Raw genomic sequence first — 24,016 nt, forward strand, 5'->3', positions numbered from 1 at the left:
CGGTCAGTCCGATACGGCAGCCACCGGCAGCAGGATCTCGAGTACCTTCGCGCGCATCTGCGGGGTGTCCTCCTCCGGCGCGATCAGCGAGAGGAACAGCGCCGCGCCCGCGCCGAGTACCAGCAGCGCCCGCGCGGTGTCGGGGTCGCCGGCCTCCGGCACCGCCGATCCCGGGAACAGCGCGGCGGCCGGGCCCGCGAAGTTCCGCCACAGCGCGCCGCGCAGCTGGTCGTGCTCACGCAGCGTCGCGAGGAGTCCGGGAACCGCCTCGCGGACCTCCGGCTGCCGGAACAGCGCCGAGCTCCCGGTCACCACCCAGTGAATCCAGCCGGCGCGGTCCGCGCCCTCGAACGGGGTGAGGTCGGGGGTCACCCCCAGCACGGCGTCGAGGACGAGCTGCGCCTTCGACTCCCAACGCCGGGCAATGGCAGCGCGACTCACGCCCGCTCGACTCGCCACCGCACGGACACTGAGCTGGTCGAAGCCGACCTCCACCAGCAGGGCGCGGGTGGCCGCGAGTACGTCGGCGTCGATGCGGGGGTCGCGGGGTCGTCCCGATCCGGTGGCATTCATTGCCCGAATTCTCTTCCATGACGGCGGCTGGGGCTATACCCTCCCAATTACGAGTCCGGTGGCACCGTAATTCCGGCCGAGCGCAAGGATCCAGATGACGACCGCTGTACCCGCCCCGACCGACCGCCCGCGGATCTTCGAGCCCGCCCGGCTCGGACCGCTGACACTGCGAAACCGCATCGTCAAGGCCGCCACGTTCGAGGGCGTCATGCCGCGCGGCACCGTGTCCGACGAGCTGATCGAGTTCCACCGGGCGGTGGCCGCGGGCGGCGCGGCACTGACCACCGTCGCCTACTGCGCGGTGTCCGAGGGCGGCCGCGTGCACCGCGACACCCTGGTGCTGAACGAGGCCAGCCTGCCCGGCCTGACCCGACTGACCGAGGCCGTGCATGCCGAGGGCGCCCTGGCCGCCGCCCAGATCGGTCACGCCGGACTGGTCGCGAACACCCTGTCCAACAAGCGCGCAACCCTGGCACCGTCGACCAGGATCAGCGCTCCTGCAATGGGTTTGGTTCGCGGAGCCTCCACCGAGCAGCTGGCCGAGGTCACCGCGGACTTCGAGCGATCGGCGCGGGTCGCGGTCGAGGCCGGGTTCGACGCGATCGAGGTGCACGTCGGCCACAACTACCTGCTCAGCTCCTTCCTCAGCCCGAACCTGAACAAGCGACGTGACGGCTACGGCGGCAGCCTCGCAGCCCGGGCTCGCTTCCCCCGCGAGGTGATCGAGCGGGTCCGCGCCGTCGTCGGCGACAAGGTCGCGGTGACGGCCAAACTCAACATGTCCGACGGCGTGCCGAAGGGGCTGTGGCTCGACGAGAGCCTGCAGATCGCGAAGCTGCTCGAGTCCGACGGTCATCTCGACGCCCTGCAGTTGACCGGCGGCAGCTCGCTGCTCAACGGGATGTACTTCTTCCGCGGCGAGGTTCCGATGGCGGAATTCGTTGCGTCCCAACCGAAACTGGTCGGGCTCGGCCTCAGGGTGTACGGGCCGCATCTGTTCCCCACGTACCCATTCGAGGAGGCCTTCTTCCTCCCCTTCGCTCGGCAGTTCCGTCAGATCCTGTCGATGCCGTTGATCCTGCTCGGCGGCATCAATCGGGTCGACACCATCGAGAACGCGCTCGACGAGGGGTTCGAGTTCGTCGCGATGGCACGCGCAATCCTCCGGGAACCGGATCTCGTCAACAGGTTTCGGGACGAACAGGCCGTCGAGGGCCACTGCATCCACTGCAACAAGTGCATGCCGACCATCTACAGCGGGACGCGGTGCGTGGTCCGCGAGGCGATCACGCACCTGCCGCTGCCGAGCGTTCCGGTTCACTAGCAGTCCGGATCCGGAGAAGGCACGGATTGCCACCGCGCCGGTCCCCCTTGACTACGATGTGCTCGACCGAGGCGACCCCGTGACGGGGTCACCCGACCGCGGTCCGAGCGCAGCGCCCGGACCGCCAGCATCCGGAGGGGGAGCGTTGCCGCGGATCAGCGCACCCACCGTGATCGAACACCGGGCAGCCCAGCAGCGCGCGCTCCTCGACGCCGCCCGGGTACTCCTCGCCGAGGGCACGCCCGACATCCCGGGGTTCGCAGAGGTCGCGGCCAAGGCAGGGCTGGCCCGATCGAGCATGTACCAGTACTTCAAGTCGCGTCAGCACCTCCTCGACGCGCTCATCGAGGACTCGTTTCCGCGCTGGTCGGAACGGGTGGAGCGGGAGATGATCGCCGCGGGCGCACCCGATCGCCGGGTACTGGCCTACGTCCGGGCGAACCTCGACCTGGTCGCCGAGGGCGAGCATGCGATCGCGTCGGCGATCTCCTCCATCGCGCCGCGCGAACGCATCGACGAGACCAGCGCGGCGATGCACCGCCAGTTGATCGCACCCCTCACCGCTGCCCTCACCGAGCTCGGTGCGAGCGATCCGGTCGGGACGGGCGAACTTATCAACGCGGTCGTACACGCCGCGACCCGGCAGATCGAGGCGGGCGCGGAGGTCGCAGCGGTGCAGGCCGGGGCTGCCGGGCTGATCGAGCCCTATGTGACACTCGCCGCCTCGGCCTCGAAGGCCGGGAACATCACCCCTTAGTCTGGTGTTGAGCCAGACAACGTTCACTCACCTGGAAGGCCCGCATGACTACTCCGACCTCGGTTCGCGACCTGATTATCGTCGGCTCCGGACCCGCCGGGTACACCGCCGGTGTCTACGCCGGCCGCGCGGAACTCCAGCCGCTGCTGTTCGAGGGCACCCAGTTCGGCGGTGCCCTGATGACCACCACCGAGGTGGAGAACTTCCCCGGGTTCCGCGAGGGCATCATGGGCCCCGACCTGATGGACGAGATGCGTGAGCAGGCCAAGCGCTTCGGAGCCGACATCCGGACCGACGACGTCGACGAGATCGACGTGACCGGCGAGGTCAAGAAGGTCGTCGCCAACGGCGAGACCTACTACGCCCACGCCGTCGTCCTCGCGATGGGTGCCGCCGCTCGCTACCTCGGCATTCCGGGCGAGGAGACACTGCTCGGCCGCGGTGTCAGCGCCTGCGCCACCTGCGACGGATTCTTCTTCAAGGACCAGGACATCGCCGTCGTCGGCGGCGGCGACTCGGCGATGGAGGAGGCCACCTTCCTCACCCGCTTCGCTCGCTCCGTAACCCTCGTGCACCGCCGTGAGGAGTTCCGGGCCTCGCGAATCATGCTCGAGCGGGCCAAGGCCAACGAGAAGATCCGCATCGTGACCAACGCCGAGCCGATCGAGGTGCTCGGCGAGACCAGCGTCACCGGCCTGGTGCTGCGAGACACGGTCACCGGCGAACAGTCGACGCTGCCGGTCACCGGTCTGTTCGTCGCGATCGGCCACGACCCGCGCAGCGAACTGGTCAAGGGCCAGGTCGACATCGACGACGAGGGCTACGTGCGCGTACAGTCGCCGACCACCCATACCTCGGTGGAGGGTGTTTTCGCGGCCGGCGACCTCGTCGACCACACCTACCGTCAGGCCATCACCGCGGCAGGCACCGGTGCATCGGCCGCGATCGACGCCGAGCGCTGGCTGGCCGAGCGCGGTGACATCACCGCGAACACGGTCGACGCCGCGAGCGAGCCCGTCTCCGTCGAGGCCTGAGCCCGGGTAACCGCGAGGCCCGACACCCGACCATCCCCGTAGTTCCGTCACCAGAGGAGAACCCATGGCGAACACGATCACCATCACCGACGACTCCTTCAAGCAGGACGTCCTCGACTCCGAGAAGCCCGTGCTCGTCGACTTCTGGGCGACCTGGTGCGGGCCGTGCAAGATGGTGGCGCCGGTCCTCGAGGAGATCGCCGGCGAGCACAGCGACAAGCTGACCGTCGCCAAGCTCGACATCGACGCCAACCCGTCGGCTGCGCGTGACTTCCAGGTCATGTCCATCCCGACCATGATCCTGTTCCAGGGCGGCAAGCCCGTGAAGCAGATCGTCGGCGCCAAGGGCAAGGCCGCCCTGCTCAAGGACCTTTCCGACATCCTGTAACCGACGTCGCGGCCCCCGAGATTGCCAGAATCTCGGGGGCTTCTGCGACAATCGATCGACGCGGGCGCTTCGCCGCGTCGTCAGGACGAAGGAAAGGCCAGCACGACATGCATCGACTCCGTCACGGCGACCACGGTCCCGCCGTAGCCGAGATTCGAGGCACCCTGTCGACCCTGGGTTTCCTGCACAACGGTGCTGCCGTCGTCGGCCGCGACCCGGTGAACGGCTCCCAGTGGATCGCGCCCGACGCGGTCTTCGACCACCATCTCGACAGCGCGGTGCGCGCCTTCCAGCAGCAGCGCGGATTGCTCGTCGACGGTGTGGTCGGGGCCGCGACGTACCGCTCGCTCAAAGAGGCCTCCTACCGCCTCGGCGCTCGCACCCTCGCCTACCAGCTGTCGGCGCCCCTGTACGGCGACGACGTGGCGACCCTGCAGACCCGCCTTCAGGACCTCGGCTTCTACCCCGGCCGGGTGGACGGCTACTTCGGGCCGCAGACGCACGAGGGACTCTCGTCCTTCCAGCGCGAGATCGGCATCTCCTCGGACGGCATCTGCGGTCCCGCCACCCTGCGGTCGCTGGACCTGCTCGGCACCCGGGTGACCGGCGGCTCGCCGCACGCGATCACCGAGGAGGAGTCGGTCCGGAGGTCCGGCCCGCAGCTCAGCGGCAAGCGCATCGTGATCGACCCGGACCTCGGTGGCGACGCGACGGGTGCACTGCTCCAGACCCCGAACGGACCCATCTCCGAGGCACAGATCCTGTGGGACCTCGCCAGCCGTCTCGAGGGCCGGATGGCCGCGACCGGCATGGAGACCTTCCTCTCGCGCCCGCAGAACGCGAACCCGTCGCCGGCGGAACGCGCGGAGCGGTCGAACGCCTTCGACGCGGACCTGATGATCTCGCTGCGTTGCGCCACAAGTTCGAGCCCGCACGCCAACGGTGTCGCGAGTTTCCACTTCGGCAACTCGCACGGCGCCACCTCCCGCATCGGACAGGTGCTCTCGAGCTTCATCCAGCGCGAAATCGTCGCGCGCGCACCGTTGCAGGACTGCCGGACGCACGGTCGGACCTGGGATGTGTTGCGACTGACAAATATGCCGACCGTTCAGGTCGACATCGGTTATCTCACAAATGATTCCGACGTCAAGACCCTGATCAATCCGCGCAACCGCGACATCATCGCCGAGGCCATCCTCATCGCGGTGAAGCGGCTGTACCTGCTCGGCCAGGACGACCAGCCGACCGGCACCTACACGTTCAAGGAACTGCTCGCCGAGGAGCTCGCGAAGGCCGACCCGGCCTGACCCCTCCGAGTCCTCCGTACTGCCGACTCGATCCCTACAACCCGACCGACTTCCCGCCCCGCGGTCCGGCGCGGGTCCGCCGAGTGAACGTGCCGTTCGTCTGATCGGATCGAACGCTTCCGTTCACTCGGTGGGGGAGCGCACGGAACGGCGGATCAGTGGGCGCCGACGGTGGACTTGTGCTCGATGTCGACGACTGTCAACGAGGCGGCGATCAGCAGCTGCTCGAGGGCCGCCTCCACATCCGCCTTCCATCCGTGGTCGCGGTCCAGTTCGAGCCGAAGTCTGGGATAACGGCGATGTGCGGCAACGACTTCGAAGCCCATGTCCTCGAGGAAGTCGGCCTCGATCATGCACTCCGCAGGGCCGCACTCGTGACCTGCCTTGCCCGCGGACTCCTCGTCCTCCGGACCGCGGACGATGCCGAACGCCTCGAGGGCTCGCACACCACGACGCACCAGATCGCTCACAACGGCCTGAATCAGGCTGGGGCCCACTCCGTCCAGCCGGGCGGCCGGTTCGAGCCGCATCGTGGTCAGCAGGACCGCGTCCGGGCTTACCGGTGAGGTGGGGAAGAGCTTGGCGCGTGGCACGTCGCCGGGCGGCGAGTACAGGGCGCAGCCGGCGGGCTTGCCGTTGAGGGTGGCGACCTGGCCGCACGACCCCCATTCGAGCATGACCATCGACAGCCATGCTTCCTTCTCGAACTCCGGATCGGAGAACTCCCGGGAGCGGCGAAGGGCGGAGGGGTCCATTTCCCAGAAGACGCAACGACGGGAGTGGCGGGGAAGTTGGTCGAGACCGTCAAGGGTGAGCGGGTTGATGCGCATCGACACCGAAGACTCCGCCTCCAAGAGCTCGCAGTGCGGGCCAGCGCCCGCACATGACACGTTCTGCACCCTCAAGGATAGGCGATACGGTCGGCCCCGGCCCGCGTCGGCCGGTTCATGTCTAGAACTGTTGCACGACAGTAGATTTCACACAATCCTCGATCCAGGTCCCCCGATCGACCGGCCATATTGTCACAGTGACGGATCTCCCGGGGGTTCCTGGACCTGGAATTTCACGCCTACTCGGGGCTGTGGTTCTCCATCATGTCGACGATGCGCTGCAGATCGTCCACCGACCCGAATTCCACGACGATCTTGCCCTTGCGCTTGCCGAGGCTGACGGTCACCCGGGTGTCGAAGGCCCCCGAGAGCCGATCCGCGACGTCCTGCAGCCCGGGCATCTGGATCGGCTTGCGCTTGGCCGGGGGAGTGGGCAGCGCAGCACCGTCGCGGTTCGCGAGGGTGACGGCCTCCTCGGTCGCCCGAACCGACAGCCCCTCCGCGACGATCCGCGCGGCGAGCAGCTCCTGCGCATCGGCACCCGCCTCGAGCGACAACAGTGCCCGGGCGTGGCCGGCGGACAGCACCCCGGCTGCGACCCGACGCTGAACCGGAATCGGGAGCTTCAGAAGCCGGATCATGTTCGTCACGACCGGACGCGACCGCCCGATCCGGGTGGCGAGCTCGTCGTGCGTGACGTTGAACTCCTCGAGCAGCTGCTGGTAAGCCGCCGCTTCTTCCAACGGATTCAGCTGCACCCGGTGGATGTTCTCGAGGAGGGCGTCGCGGAGCATGGCGCCGTCGTTGGTCTCGCGGACGATGGCCGGGATCTTCTCGAGTCCCGCGGCCTGGCTCGCCCGCCAACGCCGCTCACCCATCACCAGCTGGTAGCGGTCCGCCGCGATCCGACGGACCACGATCGGCTGCATCAAGCCGAACTCACGGATCGAGTGCACCAACTCGGCGAGGGCCTCCTCGTCGAAGACCGAGCGCGGCTGCTTCGGATTCGGCTCGATCTGTGCGGCCGGGATCTCCCGGTAGCTCGCCCCGACGGGGGAGAGGTCGACCGTGTCGGCGGCCTTCAGCTCGACCGTCGTCGCCGGCGCGGAGTCGACGACCTTGCCGTTGGTCTTGCTCTCGGCCTTGCTCACCGTCTTGCTCTCGGCCTTGCCGTCGGTCGCAGCCTCGACCGGGGCGTCCTCGACCGCCGTGGGCTTCGTGACGACCGGGGCCGTCGCGTTGCCGATGATGACGTCGGCGGCGGCACTGCCGAGCCGCGGGCCGGCATCGGGGCCGGTGGGGATGAGCGCCGCCAGGCCGCGACCGAGCCCGCCCTTGCTTCTCTGACTCACTAGTTCTCCTGCGCGTTGATCGATGCGGTGCGGGCGGCGAGTTCGCGGCCGGCGTCGAGGTAACTCATGGCGCCGCGTGAACCCGGGTCGTAATCGAGGACTGTCATGCCGTAGCCGGGCGCCTCGGAGACCTTGACGCTGCGGGGGATGACGGCCTTGAGGACGGCGTCACCGAAGTGGTTGCGCACCTCCTCGGCGACCTGGTCCGCCAGCTTGGTGCGGCCGTCGTACATGGTCAGCAGCACGGTCGAGACGTGGAGGTCGGGGTTGAGGTGCGACTTGACCAGTTCGATGTTGCGGAGCAGCTGCCCGACGCCCTCGAGCGCGTAGTACTCGCACTGGATGGGGATGAGAACCTCGTTGGCCGCGACCAGCGCGTTGACGGTCAGCAGACCGAGCGACGGAGGGCAGTCGATGAGTATGAAGTCCGCGTCGATCTCGGACAACGCAGTCTCGGACAGCGCGTTCTTGAGCCGGTTCTCGCGGGCCACCATCGACACCAGCTCGATCTCCGCGCCGGCCAGGTCGATCGTCGCGGGGATGCAGAACAGTCGCTCGCTGTGTGGGCTCTGCTGGATCGCCTCGTTGGCCGTCGCCTCGCCGATGAGCAGCTCGTAGCTCGACGGGGTCCCGGAGTGGTGGGGGACTCCGAGCGCGGTACTGGCGTTGCCCTGGGGGTCCAGGTCGACGACGAGCACAGTCAGCCCCTGGACGGCCAGCGCCGACGCCAGGTTCACCGCGGTGGTGGTCTTCCCGACGCCGCCCTTCTGGTTCGCGATGGTGAGCATCCGCCTGCGGTCCGGCTTGGGCAACGTCACGCTGGCGGGGTGGAGCACCTGGCTGGCGCGCTGGGCCGCCGCGCCGATCGGCGTCTCCTCCACGGAGATGCCCGCGTACGGACTGGGGGAGTGGGGTTCGGTCCTGTTGGTGGAGTTGTCGTTGGTGGATCTCGAGGGGCTGTGTTCCGTTTCACGTGAAACAGAGATTTCGGGTCCACCCGACATGTATTGCTCCTTCACTGAACTGACTCGATCACCACGACGGAACCCACCGGCTCGACCATCCTCATCGTCGATGGGACCGCCGCGGAACACGTTCCGCACGAACCACAATCGTCGGAGTGGGAAGAATGTCGACACCGCATTCGACGATCTCTAGCTTGCCAGCTCCCAGCCGCGTAAGGGAAGCGCGGTCACGTGAAATCTCCTCCGCCGCGCTGGATCCCTTCATTGCGAGCATCCGCCCGTGCTCGTGCACGAGCGGGATAGACCACCGGGCGAGCTTCTCCAGCGGCGCGACAGCCCTCGACGTCACCACGTCCGCACCGCCAGCCTCTTTGAGGACGCCGGGTTGCTCCGCCCTGCCCCGCACCACCCGAACGTCGAGTCCGACCGACTCGATGAACTCGGCGAGGTAGACCGATCGGCGCAGCAACGGCTCGACGAGGGTGATCCGGAGATCCGGGCGGGCAATCGCGAGCGGAATGCCGGGCAGACCGGCCCCACTCCCGACGTCGACGACTGACTCACCCTCGGCGATCAGCTCACCGATCACCGCGCAGTTGAGGAGGTGCCGATCCCAGAGCCGGGGAACTTCGCGCGGACCGATCAATCCCCGCTCCACGCCGTCGGTCGCGAGGGAGTCGCGGTACTTTCTGGCGATGTCGAGCCGGTCCCCGAAAACGGTTCCGGCGGCCTCGGGCATGTCCTCGGACTCGGTCTGTTCCACGTGAAACATCTTCCCGTGCCGACTCGGGATAGCACAAACCGAAGCGCCGAAATCGACTGCGCAATCACCCGACTCGACTTACTCCGAACGCCAACAGTGCCGAGTGAGGGTGGGGAAGGTTCTGGGGACCGTCCCGTGTCCCGGACGGTGACCTTCCAACAGTGAGCTCGGCGCGCCGACAACTCTCTGCCTGATGGCCACCCGGTTGCAGCATCGCAAGACCTGCCCAGACTCGGGCTCCCCTGACCGGCCGGCGTTGCGATCCGAGACGGCAGACTGTGTTGGCGAGGACCCACGACTGCACAGCGATCGCGGTCCGTTGGATGGAGCCGCCCGAGCACCGGCGGCACACGAGACAAGGCGCTGTCGCTCGGCAAGTTCCGCGCGTTCCGGGGGAGCTGACACTGAGTCCGCTTCGGCAACAACGACAACTCTCGGGGGACATCGGCCGCGCAGCAGGAGGCGAACCGGAACTGGGAGGCACATCCGGTGCCGTCCGTACCAGTGGAAGCCGCGAACTTGGACTCACTGCCGGTGGCATTGCCGGTGTACCCGGACCGCGACTGATTCACGTGAAACATGCGCTCCTCGACAACGCCACCGACGACCACAGGCCCAACTGGCCCGCGCGGGTGGTCCTCTGCTCACCGGCACGAGCGCCCCCAGAACGGCATCAGGGCACAGAGCGGTAGCGGGCGACCACAGTGACTCACTCTGTCGGGTCCGGTCGCGGGTATGGACCCGGGCCGGCGCCGACCCTAACCGGGTCGAGCCTCCTGTGTCATTCGGCCCGACGCGGGAGAACATGGTCGGTCGGCGGGGAGGAGCCTCGAGTGGTCCGACGGAAGATTGGACGAAAGGCACCGGACCGCAATGCCCGGTGGCTCACTGGTGTGTTCGGTGCGAGCACCACCCGCCGCCACGCGAGGCCGCACTCGACCCCATGTCGGTGGGGGAGGGGAGCAGCGACAAGCTGCCTCGCCGATTCACGTGAAACATCGCACGGCTGCGTCGCGTGCGGCGAGTGGTCACTACGCCCATGGCTTTCCTCTCGGTACCCTCAGACGAATGAGCGAGGATCATTCGTACGAGGTCCACACCCTCGAACTCGGCCCGTACGACACACTGGCGGAACTGCACCGCGATCTGTCGAATCACACCTCCACCTTTGCGAACCTGGTCTTCGAGCGAGAGAACGAGGTGGTCGTCTCGCTCTCGCACTCTGTCGTCTCGATTGCGGGACGTCTGTTTGTTTCGGTGGTGACGACGACGGACCAGCCAACTGATCCGCACCGTGAGTAGGAGTGAACGCCTCCCTGGCGCGGTGCGTCACCTTGTCGACACCGCGCCCCGACGATGTGCGGGCATGGTTCACGTGAAACATCGAACTACCTCCCGCACATAGGCAGCTTGCCGTCCTCCTGTTCCCCTGGCACGGCCTTGCCGGCCGGGGGACGATCCGCGCTCGCACCGATCGACCAAAGATCGCATCCCGGCTCGCGAACCCATGCGCGGATCCGACAGTTCCCTTCCGGCACGGACGGCGTGGTGCCCATCCTCGGATGCCATAGCCGGAGTTGATTTCGTTCCGGCAGTCGCAGACCACAATCGGCCGAATCCGAGTGATTCACGTGAAACCAATCCGCCACGGGCATCGATACTTGCCCTGCACGGACCCCCGCGACGAAGGTCGGCCACCCGTCCTCGGCAGCGATCCGACGCCAGCCCATCGGGCACCGATCGGCGGCTCGGCGGCGGCTCGGCGGCGGCTCGGATTGATTCACGTGAAACACAGAAGGGTCCCAGCCGGTTCCCGCTCGCACGGGTCCCCGGAGTCATGGCGCAGCGATGGCGCACCTCAGCAAAGGGGATTCGGAGATTGCGTCGACAGCGCGAAGCGACCGGTGCGTTGCGATTCAATCTGCGCCTACGTTTCCAGAGGCCTCTATCGGGACCCGAATAAGGAAGGTGCCAGGCACGTCCGCAACAGTCGGTCCCTGGCGGCGCGAAGCGTGGGTGGTTTCACGTGAAGCGGACTAGGTACCCGAGCTCGATCGGCATCGACCGGCCAGTCCCGACCCCGAGCGGCGGGATCCGGAAGAACACAGGGGTGCGCTCATGCACCCACCGAGTCCCGCGAACCGACCCGCACCCCGGCGGGCCGAGTGTCATGCAGCGAAGCCCATCGGCTCCATGAGGAACCGTGGCACGCACTGCCCGACCAGGAGCCCCGGCACCGCATCACGCAGTTTCACGTGAAACCCCCCAAATCGCTGCGAGTTTCGCCGACCCATCCACTCCGGGATCATTCGTCACGGTGACGTAAATGAAAACGCCGATGGCCCCCGACCGAAACGGGTCGGAGGCCATCGGCGACACTCGGGGGAGGGCGGTCAGTCCTTGAGGACAACCACCCGGCGCGACGGCTCGACGCCCTCGCTCTCGCTGGACACCCCGTCGACACTCGCGACCGCATCGTGCACGATCTTGCGCTCGAACGGAGTCATCGGGGAGAGCGACTCGCGCTCGCCGGACTCGAGCACCCGCTTGGCAGCGGCCACACCGATCTCGGTCAGCTCGGCGCGTCGGCCGGCACGCCAGCCCGCAATGTCGAGCATGAGGCGACTGCGTTCTCCGGTGGACTGCTGCACCGCGAGCCGCGTCAGTTCCTGCAGCGCGTCGAGCACCTCGCCCTTGCGGCCGACCAGCTTGCTCAGGTCGTCGCCGCCGTCGATGCTCACGATCGCCCGATCGCCCTCGACGTCGAGATCGATGTCGCCATCGAAGTCGAGGACGTCGAGCAACTGCTCGAGGTAGTCGCCGGCGATCTCGCCCTCTTCGACCAACTCGTCCTCGACGTCACCGGTGTCCGGCTCGACGTCTGCCGTCTCCACCTTGGTCTCGACCGCCACGACCTCGTCGTCTCCGTCCCGTCCGGTTTCCGGATCATTCGCCATCGTCGTTCTCTTTTCCTTGAGTCAGCGTTTCCGTCGGTCAGCGCCGCTTGCGCTTGGGGTTCTTGCCCCGGTTGCCTGCAGGTCGTGCACCAGGCTTCGGCGTCTGACTCGGACTGTCGTCCTTGGCCTCCGCGGCGGTCTCGGGGGAGGAGTCGGCGGCAGGGGAGGAGTCGGCACCCGCCGCAGGCGGCGCCTTGCGCTTCTTCGCCTGGTCCGGGCGAGCACCCGGCTTGGGGGCGTTCTCCGCGCGCCGCTCCAGCGCGACCTTCTTCTTCTCCTCTTCCTCCGCGTCGATACGCCGGAAGACGAGATGCTGCTGCGCGTAGGTCCAGATGTTGTTGGCCACCCAGTACAGCAGGATGGCGATCATCAGGAACGGGCCACCGACGAGCACGCCCAGCGGGAAGACCCACAGCGCAAGCTTGTTCATGATCGCCGACTGCGGGTTCGCCGCCGCCGCCGCACTCTGCCGCGCCACCGAGGCCCGCGAGTTGAAGTGCGTCGCGACGGACGCGACGATCATCAGTGGGACGGCGACCACCGCGATGGTCCAGACACTGGGGATGGGGACGCCGAACGCCGCGAGCTGGTCCGGCTTGGACGTGATCGCAGCCGAGATCGGCGCGCCGAACAGCCGGGCGTCGAGGAACGACTGGACGTCGGACACGCTGAAGAAGTAGTTCGGGGTGTTCGCGTTGTCCTCGATGGACATACCGAGCTGGCCGACGCCGGTCCCGGTGCGGTTGAACGAACGGAGGACGTGGAACAGGCCGATGAAGACCGGTGCCTGGAGCAGCACCGGCAGGCAACCCATGACCGGGTTGAAGCCGTGCTCCTTCTGGAGCTTCTGCATCTCCAGCGCCATGCGCTGCTTGTCGTTGCTGTACTTCTTCTGCAGCGCCTTGATCTGCGGCTGCAGCTCCTGCATCTGGCGGGTGGTGCGCACCTGCTTGACGAAGGGCTTGAAGAGAATCGCGCGAAGCGTGAACACCAGGAACATCACGGACAGTGCCCAGGTGATGCCGCTGTTCGGTCCCAGGAACGGAATCGCCCCGAAGACCTTGTGCCAGACCCAGAGGATCCCGGACACCGGATAGTAGATGAAGTTGAGCACGGCTCTAGGTACTCCTCTGTTCGTTCGCGTCCACCAGAGCGTGGGGTTGCTTGCCAGTATCCCTACCGGCTCGCTCCGCATCGGCGGCGCGGTGGTCGTGGTCGCGGCGGGACTTGCGCGGCGGTACCGGATCCCAGCCGCCCGGGTGCCAGGGTGCGCACTTGAGCAGGCGCACGACCGTCAGCCCCAGGCCGATCACCAGGCCGCGCTGACGCAGCGCGTCGACCGCGTACTCGCTGCAGGTCGGCGTGAACCGGCAGGTCGGCAGTCGCATCGGCGAGATGTAGGAGCGGTAGAGCTCGATGCAGAAGATCAGCGCGCGGGCCGGGGCGCGTCGAATTGACGCCGGCAACCCGGACGGCGCTTCGCCACGAGTGTCGGTCATACCGAATTACCCACGGACACAAGGAGATCGAGTTTGCGAAGGCCGGACCGCAACTGCCGGTCGAGATCCTTCGAGGACGCCGTCGCGGCGCCGGGCAGGGCGCGAATGACGACGTTGGTGCCCTCAGGCACCTCCCGAACGAGGCTCACGCAGATATGACGAAGCCGGCGTGCGACTCGATGTCGAATCACCGCCGGCCCGACAGCTTTACTTACCACCAATCCGAAACGCGGACCCGGGTCGCTGATCAGCGACTCGGCCTGAGTTCCCGCCAGGGCATGGACGACCACGTCCCGGCGGGCCGCACGCTGACCACGACGAACGGTGGACGAGAAGTCCGACCGTCGACGTAACCGGTGCGGCTCAGGCAACACCCCGAGCTCCCGCGCCCGGAAATCAGGCGGTGAGGGAGGCGCGGCCCTTTTGGCGACGCGCCGAAACGATGGCGCGACCCGCACGGGTACGCATCCGGAGACGGAAGCCGTGAACGCGCGCGCGGCGGCGATTGTTCGGCTGGAACGTCCGCTTGCCCTTGGCCACGGTCAACACTCCTCGAGATCATCGGCGCCGTTCGACGCCATCTGTAGCTGAAAATTGGTGGTCCCCGACGACGAATCCGGCGGCGGCTCCGTTAACGCCGGCAGAATGCAGCCAGCAGGAAACCTCCACCTCGAACTCAGGTGACTGTACGAGAGTACGCAGCGCCGTCGGCGAGGTCAAACCAGGATGCCCACGGACACGCGACTGCGCCGGGGTGCTTGCTTCCGGTCACCGATTGTGCCCACCCTGTGCAGTCGGTGCCGCGGTTGCTCGCCCCGCCCGTTGTCCGAGCCCTCCGTGTAAGCCCGGTAACAGGCCGGACCGGCGTCGGGGCGAACGACCGATCGCCCCGACACGCCGAACCCGAGCCGTCTTCGCAGGTGAACCGCTTGTCGCCACCGACCACCCGCATGGGTCCACGGATGTACTCACAGCCCTGTGCTTTATCCACACATGTGGATAATTGTGTGGAATTACAGATCAGGTGGCATATTCGTACCCTTGTGCGGGGAAGTTATCCCCAGGGGTGGAGTCCATCGGCCAGCAGTCCTGACCGACACGTGGACGGACTCCGCCTGACGGCACTGACCTGGGAGGACCGACGTTGAACGAGGAAACAAACACCCTGGCACAGGTATGGGTGGATGTCCTCGCGGAACTGACGACGGCCGCCTCCGGACCGCCGTTGACCAAGGCGCAGAAGGCGATGCTCGCGTTGGTGCGGCCGCTGACGCTCGCGCAGGGTTTCGCGCTGCTGTCGGTCCCGTCCTCCTTCGTGCAGGAGGCTATCGAACGCGACCTGCGCGAACCCATCCTCCAGGCACTGAACCGACACCTCGCCGAGGACGTGGAGGGACTCGGCGTGCGGATCGCGCCGCCGGCCGACGAGGTCCTCGAACCGGAGCCCGCCACGGTCGTGGCGCGGCCCGCCGAGCCGTCCTACACCGAGCCCGTCGCGGGCAGCCTGCCCACCTTCCGCCGCCGCAGGCCGGGGGCGGGCGAGGTCGAGCTTCCGGAACCGGAACCGCTCGATCACGAGGAGATCGACGAGGACCGCGAGGCGATCGCCAGCGTGCACGAGTCCTGGCCGTCGTATTTCACCAAGCCGCCGACCACGACGCCGGCCTCGTCGGGCGGCAACAGCCTCAACGCGAAGTACACCTTCGACACGTTCGTCATCGGCGCCTCGAACCGCTTCGCGCATGCCGCCGCGGTCGCCATCGCCGAGGCGCCCGCCCGTGCGTACAACCCGTTGTTCGTCTGGGGCTCTTCGGGTCTCGGGAAGACGCACCTGCTGCACGCCGCCGGCCACTATTCCCAGCGGCTGTTCCCCGGCATGCGGGTGAAGTACGTCTCCACCGAAGAATTCACCAACGACTTCATCAACAGCCTGCGCGACGACCGCAAGGTCGCGTTCAAGCGCCGGTACCGCGAGACCGACGTGCTGCTCGTCGACGACATCCAGTTCATCGAGGGTAAGGAGGGCATCCAGGAGGAGTTCTTCTACACCTTCGAGGCTCTCCACAACGCCAACAAGCAGATCGTGATCACCTCCGACCGGCCGCCCAAGCAGCTTGCGACCCTCGAGGAGCGTCTGCGCACCCGGTTCGAGTGGGGCCTGATCACCGACGTCCAGCCGCCCGAACTCGAGACCCGCATCGCGATCCTCAGCAAGAAGGCGCGAATGGACCGGCTCGACGTGCCGCACGACGTGCTCGAGCTCATCGCAAGCCGGATCGAACGCAACATCCGCGAACTCGAGGGCGCCCTGATCCGGGTGACCGCGTTCGCCTCTCTCAATCGTCAGGCGCTCGACCTCACGCTCGCCGAGGTCGTGTTGCGCGACCTCATGCCGGACTCGTCGACTCTCGAGATCAATGCCGCGACCATCATGGCCGTGACCGCGGAGTACTTCACCACCAGCATCGAGGACCTCTGCGGCCCGGGAAAGGCGCGACCGCTCGCGCAGGCCCGGCAGATCGCGATGTACCTGTGCCGCGAGCTCACCGACTTGTCGCTGCCGAAGATCGGCCAGACGTTCGGCCGTGACCACACCACCGTGATGTACGCCGACAAGAAGATCCGCAAGGAGATGACCGAGCGCCGGAAGGTCTACGACCAGGTGCAGGAGTTGACCGCGCGGATCAAGCAGCGATCCAAGCGCTGACGTAGACGGGCCGAGCGGGCCCGGCGTCGTTCGATCACAAGACACCGGCGCACCCTCGCGTCTACGTCCAGCCGACCGCGAAACCCACAGACACCTGTGAGGACGACTCGGCCCGGAGCCGTGGACGTCGGTCCTGCCGCGGTGCCGCGCGCTGCACGACTGCACCGCGTACCCCCGACTGCGCGACGAGGCCGGACCGACCGGCCGCCCATTCCGAGTACTTCTGTGATTCTGCGAAACCTATACACACCTGTGGATAACCATGTGGACAACCCTCATGATCTGTGGATGAATCTGGGATCGCCGTGAATGACAATTCTTCCGTCCACAACCACGCCGATCCGTCCTCGCGTCGCTCCACGGCCGATCCCCATCCCGCCACGCCGACCCACCTGCGGATTACGACGTCGATCCACAGAATCCACAGTGCCTATTACTACTGCTGGTCTCTACCTGTAATTAATCCTCTGAAAACAGGTCCTGTGGACTACGGCTGTTCACACCCGACCGAGGCCGCTGCCGCGGCCGCCGTTTCGGCTTTCAACTTCGGGCCCGAGGGCATACGGTGTGCATCTGCCGCCTGTTCACACAGGCGCGGCATGTCGTTCGATGCCTACGGAGAGGATCAACCCAGCGATGGAGCTCGGGAGTATGAAATTTCGGGTCGCTCGGGAAGATTTCGCGGATTCCGTCGCGTGGGTGGCTCGAAGCCTCCCCTCCAGGCCTCCGGTCCCGGTCCTCGGTGGCGTCCTGATCTCCGCTGACGAGCAGGGCCTGACCATCTCCGGCTTCGACTACGAGGTGTCCGCGCAGGTTCGTATCTCCGCAGAGATCTCCGGACCCGGTCAGGCGCTCGTGTCCGGGAAGCTCCTCGCGGACATCACCCGTTCGCTGCCCACCAAGCCCGTCGACGTCACCGTCGACGGCACCCGAGTCCTCATTGCATGTGGAAGCGCCAAGTTCTCCCTGCCGACGATGCCGGTCGAGGACTACCCTCAGCTCCCCGAACTCCCGCAGCAGACCGGTTCCCTTCCGGGCGACGTCTTCTCGGAAGCGATCGGTCAGGTTGCCGTCGCGGCCGGCAAGGACGACACGTTGCCGATGCTCACCGGTATCCGGGTCGAGATCGAGGGCACCAACGTGGTGCTCGCGGCAACGGACCGGTTCCGTCTCGCGGTCCGTCAGATCGAGTGGACACCCACCAACCCGGACACCAGCGCCGCCGTCCTCATCCCCGCCAAGACTCTCTCCGAATCTGCGAAAACCCTTGGCAGCGGATCGAATTCGCCGGTCGAGCTCGCGTTCGGAGCCGGTTCTTCGGTCGGTTCGGACGGGCTGCTCGGCATTGTCGGCGAAGGAAGGCGCACCACCACCCGTCTCCTCGATGCCGAGTTCCCCAAGTTCCGTCAGCTGTTGCCGCCCGAACACACCGCGATCGCAACGGTCGAGGTCACACCGCTGGTCGAGGCCATCAAGCGTGTCGCGCTGGTCGCCGAACGCGGCGCCCAGGTCCGGATGCAGTTCTCCGAGGACGGTCTGCTGCTCTCGGCCGGTGGCGAGGACGCGGGCCGCGCGGAGGAAGCCCTCGAGGCGCAGTTCCAGGGTGAGGGGCTGACCATCGCCTTCAATCCCGCCTACCTGACCGAGGGGCTGAGCTCGCTGCACAGCGACCGGGTCACCTTCGGGTTCACCACCCCGAGCCGGCCCGCGGTCCTGCGACCCGCCGCCGAGGAGGAGCCGCAGCCCGGCGAGAACGGCGCGTTCGCCGCACCCGACAGCGACTACACCTACCTGCTGATGCCGGTCCGGCTGCCGGGCTGACCCCACCCGCCCACACGAGATCGTCCTACCGAGCGAAGGGACTTGAGCAGCATGCAACTGGGACTGGTCGGCCTCGGCAAGATGGGTTTCAACATGCGCGAACGGCTGCGCGCGCACGGACACGAGGTGATCGGGTACGACCCGCGTCCCGAGGTGAGCGACGTCGCCTCGCTCGCCGATCTCGCCGGCGCTCTCGGGGGCCCGCGAGTGGTGTGGGTGATGGTTCCGTCCGGCCACATCACTCGCGAGACCATCGCCGAACTCGCCGAGGTGCTCGAGCCGGGCGACCTGGTCATCGACGGTGGCAACTCCCGCTTCACCGAGGACAAGCCGAACGCGGACCTGCTCGCGAAGAACGATGTCGGGTACCTCGACTGCGGAGTGTCCGGCGGGATCTGGGGTCTCGAGAACGGATACGGGCTGATGGTCGGCGGATCCGAGGCCGACGTGGCTCGGGCCATGCCGATCTTCGACGCGTTGCGACCGGAGGGTGAACGCGCGGACGGTTTCGTGCACGCCGGTCCGGTGGGAGCCGGCCACTACGCCAAGATGATCCACAACGGCATCGAGTACGGACTGATGCACGCCTATGCCGAGGGCTACGAACTGCTCGAGGCAGAGGACCTCGTCACCGACGTCCACGGAGTGCTGCGCGCCTGGACCAAGGGCACCGTGGTGCGGTCCTGGCTGCTGGACCTCCTGGTCAAGGCGCTGGCGGAGGATCCCGATTTCGCCGCGATCTCCGGCTACACCCAGGATTCCGGCGAGGGACGGTGGACCGTCGAGGAGGCGATCAACCACGCGGTGCCTGCCCCGGTCATCTCGGCGGCGTTGTTCGCGCGCTTCGCGTCCCGCCAGTCGGATTCCCCGGCGATGAAGGCGGTCTCCGCACTGCGCAACCAGTTCGGTGGCCACGCCGTGCAGCGGGTTTCGGAATCCGGCTAGGTGTTCGTTCGCAAGTTCTCGGTCCGGGACTTTCGGTCCTGGGACGCAGTCACCCTCGAGCCGGGCCCGGGTACCACCCTGTTCCTCGGGCCGAACGGGCACGGCAAGACGAACCTCCTCGAGGCGCTCGGTTATCTCGCGACACTGTCCTCGCATCGGGTCTCGACCGATGCCCCGCTGATCCGGGCCGGCGCGAGCCAGGCACAGATCGGTGCCGTGGTGGTCAACGACTCCCGCGAACTCGCGATCGACGTCGAGATCAACGACGGCAAGGCCAACCGGGCCCGAATGAACGGATCCCCCGTGCGGCGGCCGCGGGAGATCCTCGGAGTGCTGCGCGCGGTGCTGTTCGCGCCCGAGGACCTGTCGTTGGTTCGGGGAGACCCAGGGGACAGGCGCCGTTTCCTCGACGAGTTGCTGTGTTCGCGAATTCCGCGGATGGCCGCCGTCCGGGCGGACTACGAGAAGGTGCTGCGTCAGCGGTCGGCGCTGCTCAAGACCGCGGGGGGCGCGCTGCGTCGTGGATCGCGATCCACTGACGGCGCCAGTGCCCTTGCCACGCTTGATGTTTGGGACGGACACCTGGCCGTCCACGGTGCCGAGCTGTTGGCCGGGCGACTCCGGCTGGTGGACGAGCTCGGCCCGCATGTGGCCGGCGCCTACCGCGACATCGCACCCGAGTCGCGGCCGGCGTCGATCGCCTACCGCAGTAGCCTCGGCCGTTCGTTGCCGCCGGAACTGCTGGAGCCGGGCCGCGCGTGGGTGCGCGAGGACGTCGAACTGCTCGAGGCGAGTTTCCTGAACGAACTGGCACAGGCGCGGCAGCGCGAGATCGACCGCGGAGTCTGCCTGATCGGCCCACACCGCGACGACCTCGAACTCCACCTCGGCGACCAGCCGGCGAAGGGGTTCGCCAGCCACGGCGAGTCGTGGTCGTTCGCGCTGTCGCTACGGCTCGGCGCGTTCGCGCTTCAGCGTTCGGACGGCACCGACCCGGTACTGATGCTCGACGACGTCTTCGCCGAACTGGACCGGCGCCGGCGCCGGGCGCTGGCCGCGGTCGCGGCCGACGCGGAGCAGGTGCTGATCACCGCCGCGGTCGCCGAGGACGTGCCCGCCGAACTGGAGGCCGCGCGGTTCTCGGTCGAGGCAGTCGACACCCCGTCGGGGCGGACCTCCAAGCTCGGCTGAGCGGACTTATCATCGACTTCGAACCGAAGGGAGCGCCCATGGCCGACGAACCGACCGGCGGCTCCGCGCCGGAGCCCGAACTGCGCGGGATCGATCTGGCCCGGCGCGCCCTCGAGGAGGCCAGGGCCGCGGCGAAGGCCAGCGGCAAGTCCGTCGGCCAGGGGCGATCGTCGCCGCGGGCCAAGCTCCGCAGCGGCGGCCGGCGAGGCTGGTCGGGCGCGGGCCCGGACGGCCGCGACCCCCAGACTCTCGGCTCGCTCACCGGCGCGGTCGCCAAGAGTCGGGGCTGGTCGCCGAAGGTGTCGGAGGGAACGGTCCTCGGCCGCTGGCCACAGGTGGTCGGCGAGGACATCGCCACCCATGCCGAGCCGGTCGGGCTGCGGGACGGGGTGCTGAGCATTTCCGCCGAGTCGACCGCTTGGGCCACCCAGCTCCGGATGATGCAGTCGCAGATTCTCGCCAAGATCGCGGCGGCGGTCGGCGACGGCGTCGTCACGACCCTCCGGATCACCGGTCCGACCGCGCCGAGTTGGAGAAAGGGTGAACGCCACGTGCGTGGGCGCGGACCGAGGGACACCTACGGCTGACCGGTCGGGGCGGGTCCGGTTCTCGGGGGATCGCACGGACCTTTTGAATGGCGTGTCCAGTTCTTTTGCTCTGCACTAGGTTTCGGTCCAGGTTGTCGGACAGGACCAGTTCATGCGGGTGAATCTGGTTGCCTGGCAAGCAGATTGCCTCACAGTGATTTGCCAGCGGTTCGTGCCAGAGTGCGCTGATGACAAAGCCTGCAACAGTTGATGTTTCGCCCGACGGCTCACTGCTGTCCAAAGTTCCCGAGATCACCGCGCTGTTCTGGGTGGTCAAAGTCCTCTCCACGGGTATGGGGGGAGACCTTCTCCGATTTCCTCATGGACCGGTTTCCGCCCGCAATCGCCGTGGGCGGGGCCGGTGTACTGCTGATCGCGAGCCTGACAGCGCAGTTCCGGAGTTCGCGGTACGTGGTGTGGACCTACTGGTCCGCCGTGGTGATGGTGAGCATTTTCGGCACCATGGTCGCCGACCTCGTCGATTTCGCCATCGGGATTCCGCTGGCCGTGTCGACGATCGGGTTCGCCGTCGTGTTGGCCGGGGTCTTCGCCCTCTGGTACCGCAGCGAGAAGACGCTGTCCGTGCACAGCATCACGACCCGTCGCAGGGAAGCGTTCTACTGGGCGACAGTCATGGTGACCTTCGCCCTGGGAACCGTGGCCGGCGACCTGACCGTCACCACGCTGCATCTCGGGTACCTCGCGTCGATGCTGCTGTTCGCGGTTGCAATTGCCTTGCCTGCCATGGCATATCGGTGGGCCGGGGTGAGTGCGGTGGCGGCTTTCTGGTCATCGTATGCGGTGACCCGCCCCTTGGGTGCGTCGGCGACCGACTGGCTGGCCTCGCGTTGGGCGGACGGTCTCGGGTTGGGTACGGGCTGGGCCTATATTTATCTATAACCTCGTGTTACGGTTACCTCCGTTCTTGTGAGTGAACTGTGCCACAGGCGACCGGCAGGCCCGATCGCCGGAGGGGAAATCCGATGTCACCGGAAGCCGCACACGCGCCCACCGCGACGGAGCCCGACCACATCCTGCTGCAGGCCCGAAACGTCGAGTTCGACTGGTCAGACCTGCCGATGCACTGGATTCCCGGCGATCCGTTCGCCACGCACGTGTTCAACGTGCTGCACCTGCTGTTGCCCGCCGGTGAGGACTGGTTCGTCGACACGTTCAAGGAAGCGCTGCCGCTGATCGAGGACGAGAAGCTGCGCGACGACGTCGCCGGGTTCATCGGCCAGGAGGCCATGCACTCCCAGTCGCACTCCGGCGTGCTGGAGCACCTAAAGAAGCAGGGCCTCGACCCCACGCCGTTCACCGCGCAGATGGAATGGGTCTTCTTCAAACTGCTGGGGCCGCGACCGCTCACTGCGAGGCGCACGGAGAACTACCTGATCGAGCGGCTCGCGCTGATCGCGGCGATCGAGCACATCACCGCGTTCCTCGGCGACTGGGTGCTCAATGCGAAGGGGCTCGACCGGGCGAACCCGCACCCGACCATGCTCGACCTGCTCCGCTGGCACGGTTCCGAGGAGGTCGAGCACCGCTCGGTCGCCTACGACGTGATGCGCTACTTCGACAAACGCGAGTCACGACGCCTGCGCACCCAGCTCGTTGCCACGCCGGCGATCGTCTACCTGTGGGTTCGTGGGACCCGTTTCCTGATGGCGAACGACCCCGAGTTGGCCCAGTGGGCCCCGCAGCGCCGCAAGCCGCACGTGTCGGACTACCTGGCTGCCGGCAGACGAGGCGTGCTGCCCGGCCCCAAGGAACTCGTCGTCCGGATGGGCCGATACTTCAGCCGCTCGTACCACCCGTCGCACGAGGGGTCGACCTCGCAGGCCGTCGCCTACCTCGCCACCTCGCCCGCAGCCCAGGCCGCGGCCCGGTGACGCCGCGATGGCGACGATGAACACGGATCGGTCGATCACCACCTCGGGTGCGCCGCGGGATCTGCGCGGGCGTGACCGCAACGACCGGGTGATGAGCCTGCTTCAGTCGTTCGCGGACCGCTATCTCGGTGCGGTGAGCCGCTTCGACTACAGGCCCGAGCACGCCGGTCACAACCCCGACCGTGCGATTACCATGGTCGTCACCGACCGGACGATCGTGGCGCAGGACGAGAACGTCGCGGCCCTGACCTTCGCCGCCCCGGGCGGCGGCGAGTTGCCGGCCTGGCAGCCCGGCTGCCACCTCGACTTCCACCTGCCGTCCGGTCGCCGCCGTCAGTACTCGTTGTGCGGCGACCCCGCCGACCGCACCCACTACCGGATCGCCGTGCGGGCCATTCCGGACGGCGGCGGCGGGTCGATCGAGATGCACGGGCTGCAACCGGGCACCACGGTCACGGTGCGGGGACCGCGCAACGGATTCCCGTTCGTCGGGCACGGCAGCGCACTGTTCGTCGCCGGAGGCATCGGCATCACCCCGATTCTCGCGATGGTCCGGGCCGCCCGCGGGACGGGAATGGACTGGCAGTTCGTGTACTCGGGACGCTCGCGCGAGTCGATGCCCTTCCTCGACGAGATCGAAACCTGGGAACAGGACAGGGTTTTCGTCCGACCCGACGACGAGTACGGCATTCCGACCGCCGACGACCTGCTCGGCAGGGCGACCGCGGGCGGAGCCGTGTACTGCTGCGGTCCGACGCCGATGCTGGAGCTGGTGCGCACCGGGTTCCCGGCGACTCCGGCCACCGCATTGCACTTCGAAAGATTCGGTGCCCCGCCGGTTCTCGACGGAACCGAGTTCGAGGTCGAGCTCGCGAGCACCGGCGAGGTGCTGACCGTGCCCGCCGACGAGTCCGTGCTCACGGTGGTCAAGGAGCGTCTGCCAGGGGTGGCGTACTCCTGCCAGCAGGGCTTCTGCGGCACCTGCAAGGTTCGCGTGCTCGCCGGCGAACCCGAGCACCGCGAGACCCGACTCACCCCGGCGCAGCAGCAGGACGAGATGCTCATCTGCGTGTCCCGGGCGTCCGGCGACCGCCTCGTGCTGGACCTGTGAATCCGTCACACCG

Annotated in this window: 23 protein-coding genes and 1 pseudogene; 14 read left to right on the forward strand and 10 right to left on the reverse strand. The window is 67.4% G+C overall.

Annotated elements, in window-relative coordinates:
• Positions 1-3: 3 nt before the first annotated feature.
• On the reverse strand, positions 4-573 hold the full coding sequence (locus FK531_RS00835) for a TetR/AcrR family transcriptional regulator (RefSeq protein WP_142094767.1): 570 nt from the start codon (positions 571-573) through the stop codon (positions 4-6).
• A 94-nt stretch (positions 574-667) separates the two neighbouring features.
• On the opposite strand from FK531_RS00835, the gene FK531_RS00840 reads away from it, so the two are divergent.
• The 5 genes from FK531_RS00840 to FK531_RS00860 all read left to right on the forward strand — a co-directional run bounded on the left by FK531_RS00840 (position 668) and on the right by FK531_RS00860 (position 5,383).
• A complete protein-coding gene (locus tag FK531_RS00840; protein ID WP_142094768.1) occupies positions 668-1,897 on the forward strand; it encodes an oxidoreductase in 1,230 nt (409 codons plus the stop codon).
• Between the two features lie 145 nt (positions 1,898-2,042).
• Positions 2,043-2,654, forward strand: coding sequence for a TetR/AcrR family transcriptional regulator (locus FK531_RS00845; protein WP_142095293.1), 612 nt, complete (start codon positions 2,043-2,045; stop codon positions 2,652-2,654).
• 44 nt (positions 2,655-2,698) lie between these two features.
• The gene (gene trxB / locus FK531_RS00850) at positions 2,699-3,688 is read left to right on the forward strand and encodes a thioredoxin-disulfide reductase (protein WP_142094769.1); all 990 of its coding nucleotides are present in this window, start codon (positions 2,699-2,701) and stop codon (positions 3,686-3,688) included.
• Between the two features lie 64 nt (positions 3,689-3,752).
• Positions 3,753-4,076: a thioredoxin gene (gene trxA, locus FK531_RS00855; protein WP_142094770.1), complete on the forward strand. Its 324-nt coding sequence runs from the start codon at positions 3,753-3,755 to the stop codon at positions 4,074-4,076.
• A gap of 107 nt (positions 4,077-4,183) precedes the next feature.
• Positions 4,184-5,383 carry an N-acetylmuramoyl-L-alanine amidase gene (locus FK531_RS00860; RefSeq protein WP_142094771.1) on the forward strand — a complete coding sequence of 400 codons (1,200 nt, stop codon included), beginning with the start codon at positions 4,184-4,186 and terminating at the stop codon, positions 5,381-5,383.
• Between the two features lie 155 nt (positions 5,384-5,538).
• Here FK531_RS00860 and FK531_RS00865 read toward each other — a convergent pair whose 3' ends face one another.
• From FK531_RS00865 to rsmG, 4 genes are all read right to left on the reverse strand, one after another.
• Positions 5,539-6,219, reverse strand: coding sequence for a GNAT family N-acetyltransferase (locus FK531_RS00865; RefSeq protein WP_181762766.1), 681 nt, complete (start codon positions 6,217-6,219; stop codon positions 5,539-5,541).
• A 233-nt stretch (positions 6,220-6,452) separates the two neighbouring features.
• Positions 6,453-7,565 (reverse strand): ParB/RepB/Spo0J family partition protein, encoded by a 1,113-nt coding sequence (locus FK531_RS00870; RefSeq protein ID WP_142094772.1) that lies wholly within the window; start codon positions 7,563-7,565, stop codon positions 6,453-6,455.
• Complete coding sequence (locus tag FK531_RS00875; protein WP_142094773.1) at positions 7,565-8,569, reverse strand: ParA family protein; 1,005 nt, start codon at positions 8,567-8,569, stop codon at positions 7,565-7,567. Before FK531_RS00875 ends, FK531_RS00870 begins: the two co-directional genes overlap by 1 nt.
• 61 nt (positions 8,570-8,630) lie before the next feature.
• On the reverse strand, positions 8,631-9,302 hold the full coding sequence (gene rsmG / locus FK531_RS00880; RefSeq protein ID WP_142094774.1) for a 16S rRNA (guanine(527)-N(7))-methyltransferase RsmG: 672 nt from the start codon (positions 9,300-9,302) through the stop codon (positions 8,631-8,633).
• A gap of 1,059 nt (positions 9,303-10,361) precedes the next feature.
• Here rsmG and FK531_RS00885 point away from each other — a divergent pair.
• On the forward strand, positions 10,362-10,595 hold the full coding sequence (locus FK531_RS00885) for a hypothetical protein (protein ID WP_142094775.1): 234 nt from the start codon (positions 10,362-10,364) through the stop codon (positions 10,593-10,595).
• A gap of 1,091 nt (positions 10,596-11,686) precedes the next feature.
• Here the strand turns inward: FK531_RS00885 and FK531_RS00890 are convergent.
• The 5 genes from FK531_RS00890 to rpmH are packed head-to-tail and all read right to left on the reverse strand — an operon-like array spanning position 11,687 to position 14,289.
• Positions 11,687-12,250 (reverse strand): Jag family protein, encoded by a 564-nt coding sequence (locus FK531_RS00890; protein ID WP_142094776.1) that lies wholly within the window; start codon positions 12,248-12,250, stop codon positions 11,687-11,689.
• A 37-nt stretch (positions 12,251-12,287) separates the two neighbouring features.
• On the reverse strand, positions 12,288-13,364 hold the full coding sequence (yidC, locus tag FK531_RS00895) for a membrane protein insertase YidC (protein ID WP_142094777.1): 1,077 nt from the start codon (positions 13,362-13,364) through the stop codon (positions 12,288-12,290).
• Between the two features lie 4 nt (positions 13,365-13,368).
• Entirely contained in the window at positions 13,369-13,749 is a 381-nt protein-coding gene (gene yidD, locus FK531_RS00900) for a membrane protein insertion efficiency factor YidD (protein ID WP_142094778.1), read from the reverse strand.
• Positions 13,746-14,123 (reverse strand): ribonuclease P protein component, encoded by a 378-nt coding sequence (gene rnpA, locus FK531_RS00905; RefSeq protein ID WP_142094779.1) that lies wholly within the window; start codon positions 14,121-14,123, stop codon positions 13,746-13,748. The genes yidD and rnpA overlap by 4 nt, the downstream gene beginning before the upstream one ends.
• 22 nt (positions 14,124-14,145) lie before the next feature.
• Positions 14,146-14,289, reverse strand: coding sequence for a 50S ribosomal protein L34 (gene rpmH / locus FK531_RS00910; protein WP_072754329.1), 144 nt, complete (start codon positions 14,287-14,289; stop codon positions 14,146-14,148).
• Positions 14,290-14,893: 604 nt separating this feature from the next.
• Here rpmH and dnaA point away from each other — a divergent pair.
• From dnaA to FK531_RS00950, 8 genes and pseudogenes are all read left to right on the forward strand, one after another.
• Positions 14,894-16,456, forward strand: a complete 1,563-nt coding sequence (gene dnaA, locus FK531_RS00915) for a chromosomal replication initiator protein DnaA (RefSeq protein ID WP_142094780.1) — start codon at positions 14,894-14,896, stop codon at positions 16,454-16,456.
• 636 nt (positions 16,457-17,092) lie between these two features.
• Positions 17,093-18,277: a DNA polymerase III subunit beta gene (dnaN, locus tag FK531_RS00920; protein WP_142094781.1), complete on the forward strand. Its 1,185-nt coding sequence runs from the start codon at positions 17,093-17,095 to the stop codon at positions 18,275-18,277.
• Positions 18,278-18,280: 3 nt separating this feature from the next.
• Positions 18,281-19,222: pseudogene (gnd, locus tag FK531_RS00925) on the forward strand (phosphogluconate dehydrogenase (NAD(+)-dependent, decarboxylating)); the annotation flags it as partial.
• Positions 19,223-20,413 carry a DNA replication/repair protein RecF gene (gene recF, locus FK531_RS00930; protein WP_142094783.1) on the forward strand — a complete coding sequence of 397 codons (1,191 nt, stop codon included), beginning with the start codon at positions 19,223-19,225 and terminating at the stop codon, positions 20,411-20,413. It begins immediately after the preceding pseudogene.
• 38 nt (positions 20,414-20,451) lie between these two features.
• Positions 20,452-21,000 (forward strand): DUF721 family protein, encoded by a 549-nt coding sequence (locus FK531_RS00935; protein ID WP_142094784.1) that lies wholly within the window; start codon positions 20,452-20,454, stop codon positions 20,998-21,000.
• Between the two features lie 321 nt (positions 21,001-21,321).
• Positions 21,322-21,900, forward strand: a complete 579-nt coding sequence (locus tag FK531_RS00940) for a COG4705 family protein (protein ID WP_220126916.1) — start codon at positions 21,322-21,324, stop codon at positions 21,898-21,900.
• Between the two features lie 83 nt (positions 21,901-21,983).
• On the forward strand, positions 21,984-22,892 hold the full coding sequence (locus FK531_RS00945) for a metal-dependent hydrolase (protein ID WP_142094785.1): 909 nt from the start codon (positions 21,984-21,986) through the stop codon (positions 22,890-22,892).
• Between the two features lie 7 nt (positions 22,893-22,899).
• Positions 22,900-24,003, forward strand: coding sequence for a PDR/VanB family oxidoreductase (locus FK531_RS00950; protein WP_142094786.1), 1,104 nt, complete (start codon positions 22,900-22,902; stop codon positions 24,001-24,003).
• The last annotated feature ends 13 nt before the right edge of the window (positions 24,004-24,016 follow it).

This window comes from Rhodococcus spelaei (genome assembly GCF_006704125.1).
Lineage (GTDB): Bacteria > Actinomycetota > Actinomycetes > Mycobacteriales > Mycobacteriaceae > Rhodococcus_G > Rhodococcus_G spelaei.

What these genes read in the sequence shown, in the direction of transcription:
- dnaN (WP_142094781.1), top strand. Translation starts at nt 17,093, where the DNA reads ATGGAGCTCGGGAGTATGAAATTTCGGGTCGCTCGGGAAGATTTCGCG.
- FK531_RS00935 (WP_142094784.1), top strand. Translation starts at nt 20,452, where the DNA reads ATGGCCGACGAACCGACCGGCGGCTCCGCGCCGGAGCCCGAACTGCGC.
- FK531_RS00885 (WP_142094775.1), top strand. Translation starts at nt 10,362, where the DNA reads ATGAGCGAGGATCATTCGTACGAGGTCCACACCCTCGAACTCGGCCCG.
- FK531_RS00890 (WP_142094776.1), bottom strand. Translation starts at nt 12,250, where the DNA reads ATGGCGAATGATCCGGAAACCGGACGGGACGGAGACGACGAGGTCGTG.
- trxB (WP_142094769.1), top strand. Translation starts at nt 2,699, where the DNA reads ATGACTACTCCGACCTCGGTTCGCGACCTGATTATCGTCGGCTCCGGA.
- FK531_RS00840 (WP_142094768.1), top strand. Translation starts at nt 668, where the DNA reads ATGACGACCGCTGTACCCGCCCCGACCGACCGCCCGCGGATCTTCGAG.
- trxA (WP_142094770.1), top strand. Translation starts at nt 3,753, where the DNA reads ATGGCGAACACGATCACCATCACCGACGACTCCTTCAAGCAGGACGTC.
- FK531_RS00950 (WP_142094786.1), top strand. Translation starts at nt 22,900, where the DNA reads ATGGCGACGATGAACACGGATCGGTCGATCACCACCTCGGGTGCGCCG.
- FK531_RS00860 (WP_142094771.1), top strand. Translation starts at nt 4,184, where the DNA reads ATGCATCGACTCCGTCACGGCGACCACGGTCCCGCCGTAGCCGAGATT.
- yidD (WP_142094778.1), bottom strand. Translation starts at nt 13,749, where the DNA reads ATGACCGACACTCGTGGCGAAGCGCCGTCCGGGTTGCCGGCGTCAATT.
- FK531_RS00945 (WP_142094785.1), top strand. Translation starts at nt 21,984, where the DNA reads ATGTCACCGGAAGCCGCACACGCGCCCACCGCGACGGAGCCCGACCAC.
- rsmG (WP_142094774.1), bottom strand. Translation starts at nt 9,302, where the DNA reads ATGTTTCACGTGGAACAGACCGAGTCCGAGGACATGCCCGAGGCCGCC.
- FK531_RS00875 (WP_142094773.1), bottom strand. Translation starts at nt 8,569, where the DNA reads ATGTCGGGTGGACCCGAAATCTCTGTTTCACGTGAAACGGAACACAGC.
- FK531_RS00835 (WP_142094767.1), bottom strand. Translation starts at nt 573, where the DNA reads ATGAATGCCACCGGATCGGGACGACCCCGCGACCCCCGCATCGACGCC.
- FK531_RS00940 (WP_220126916.1), top strand. Translation starts at nt 21,322, where the DNA reads ATGGACCGGTTTCCGCCCGCAATCGCCGTGGGCGGGGCCGGTGTACTG.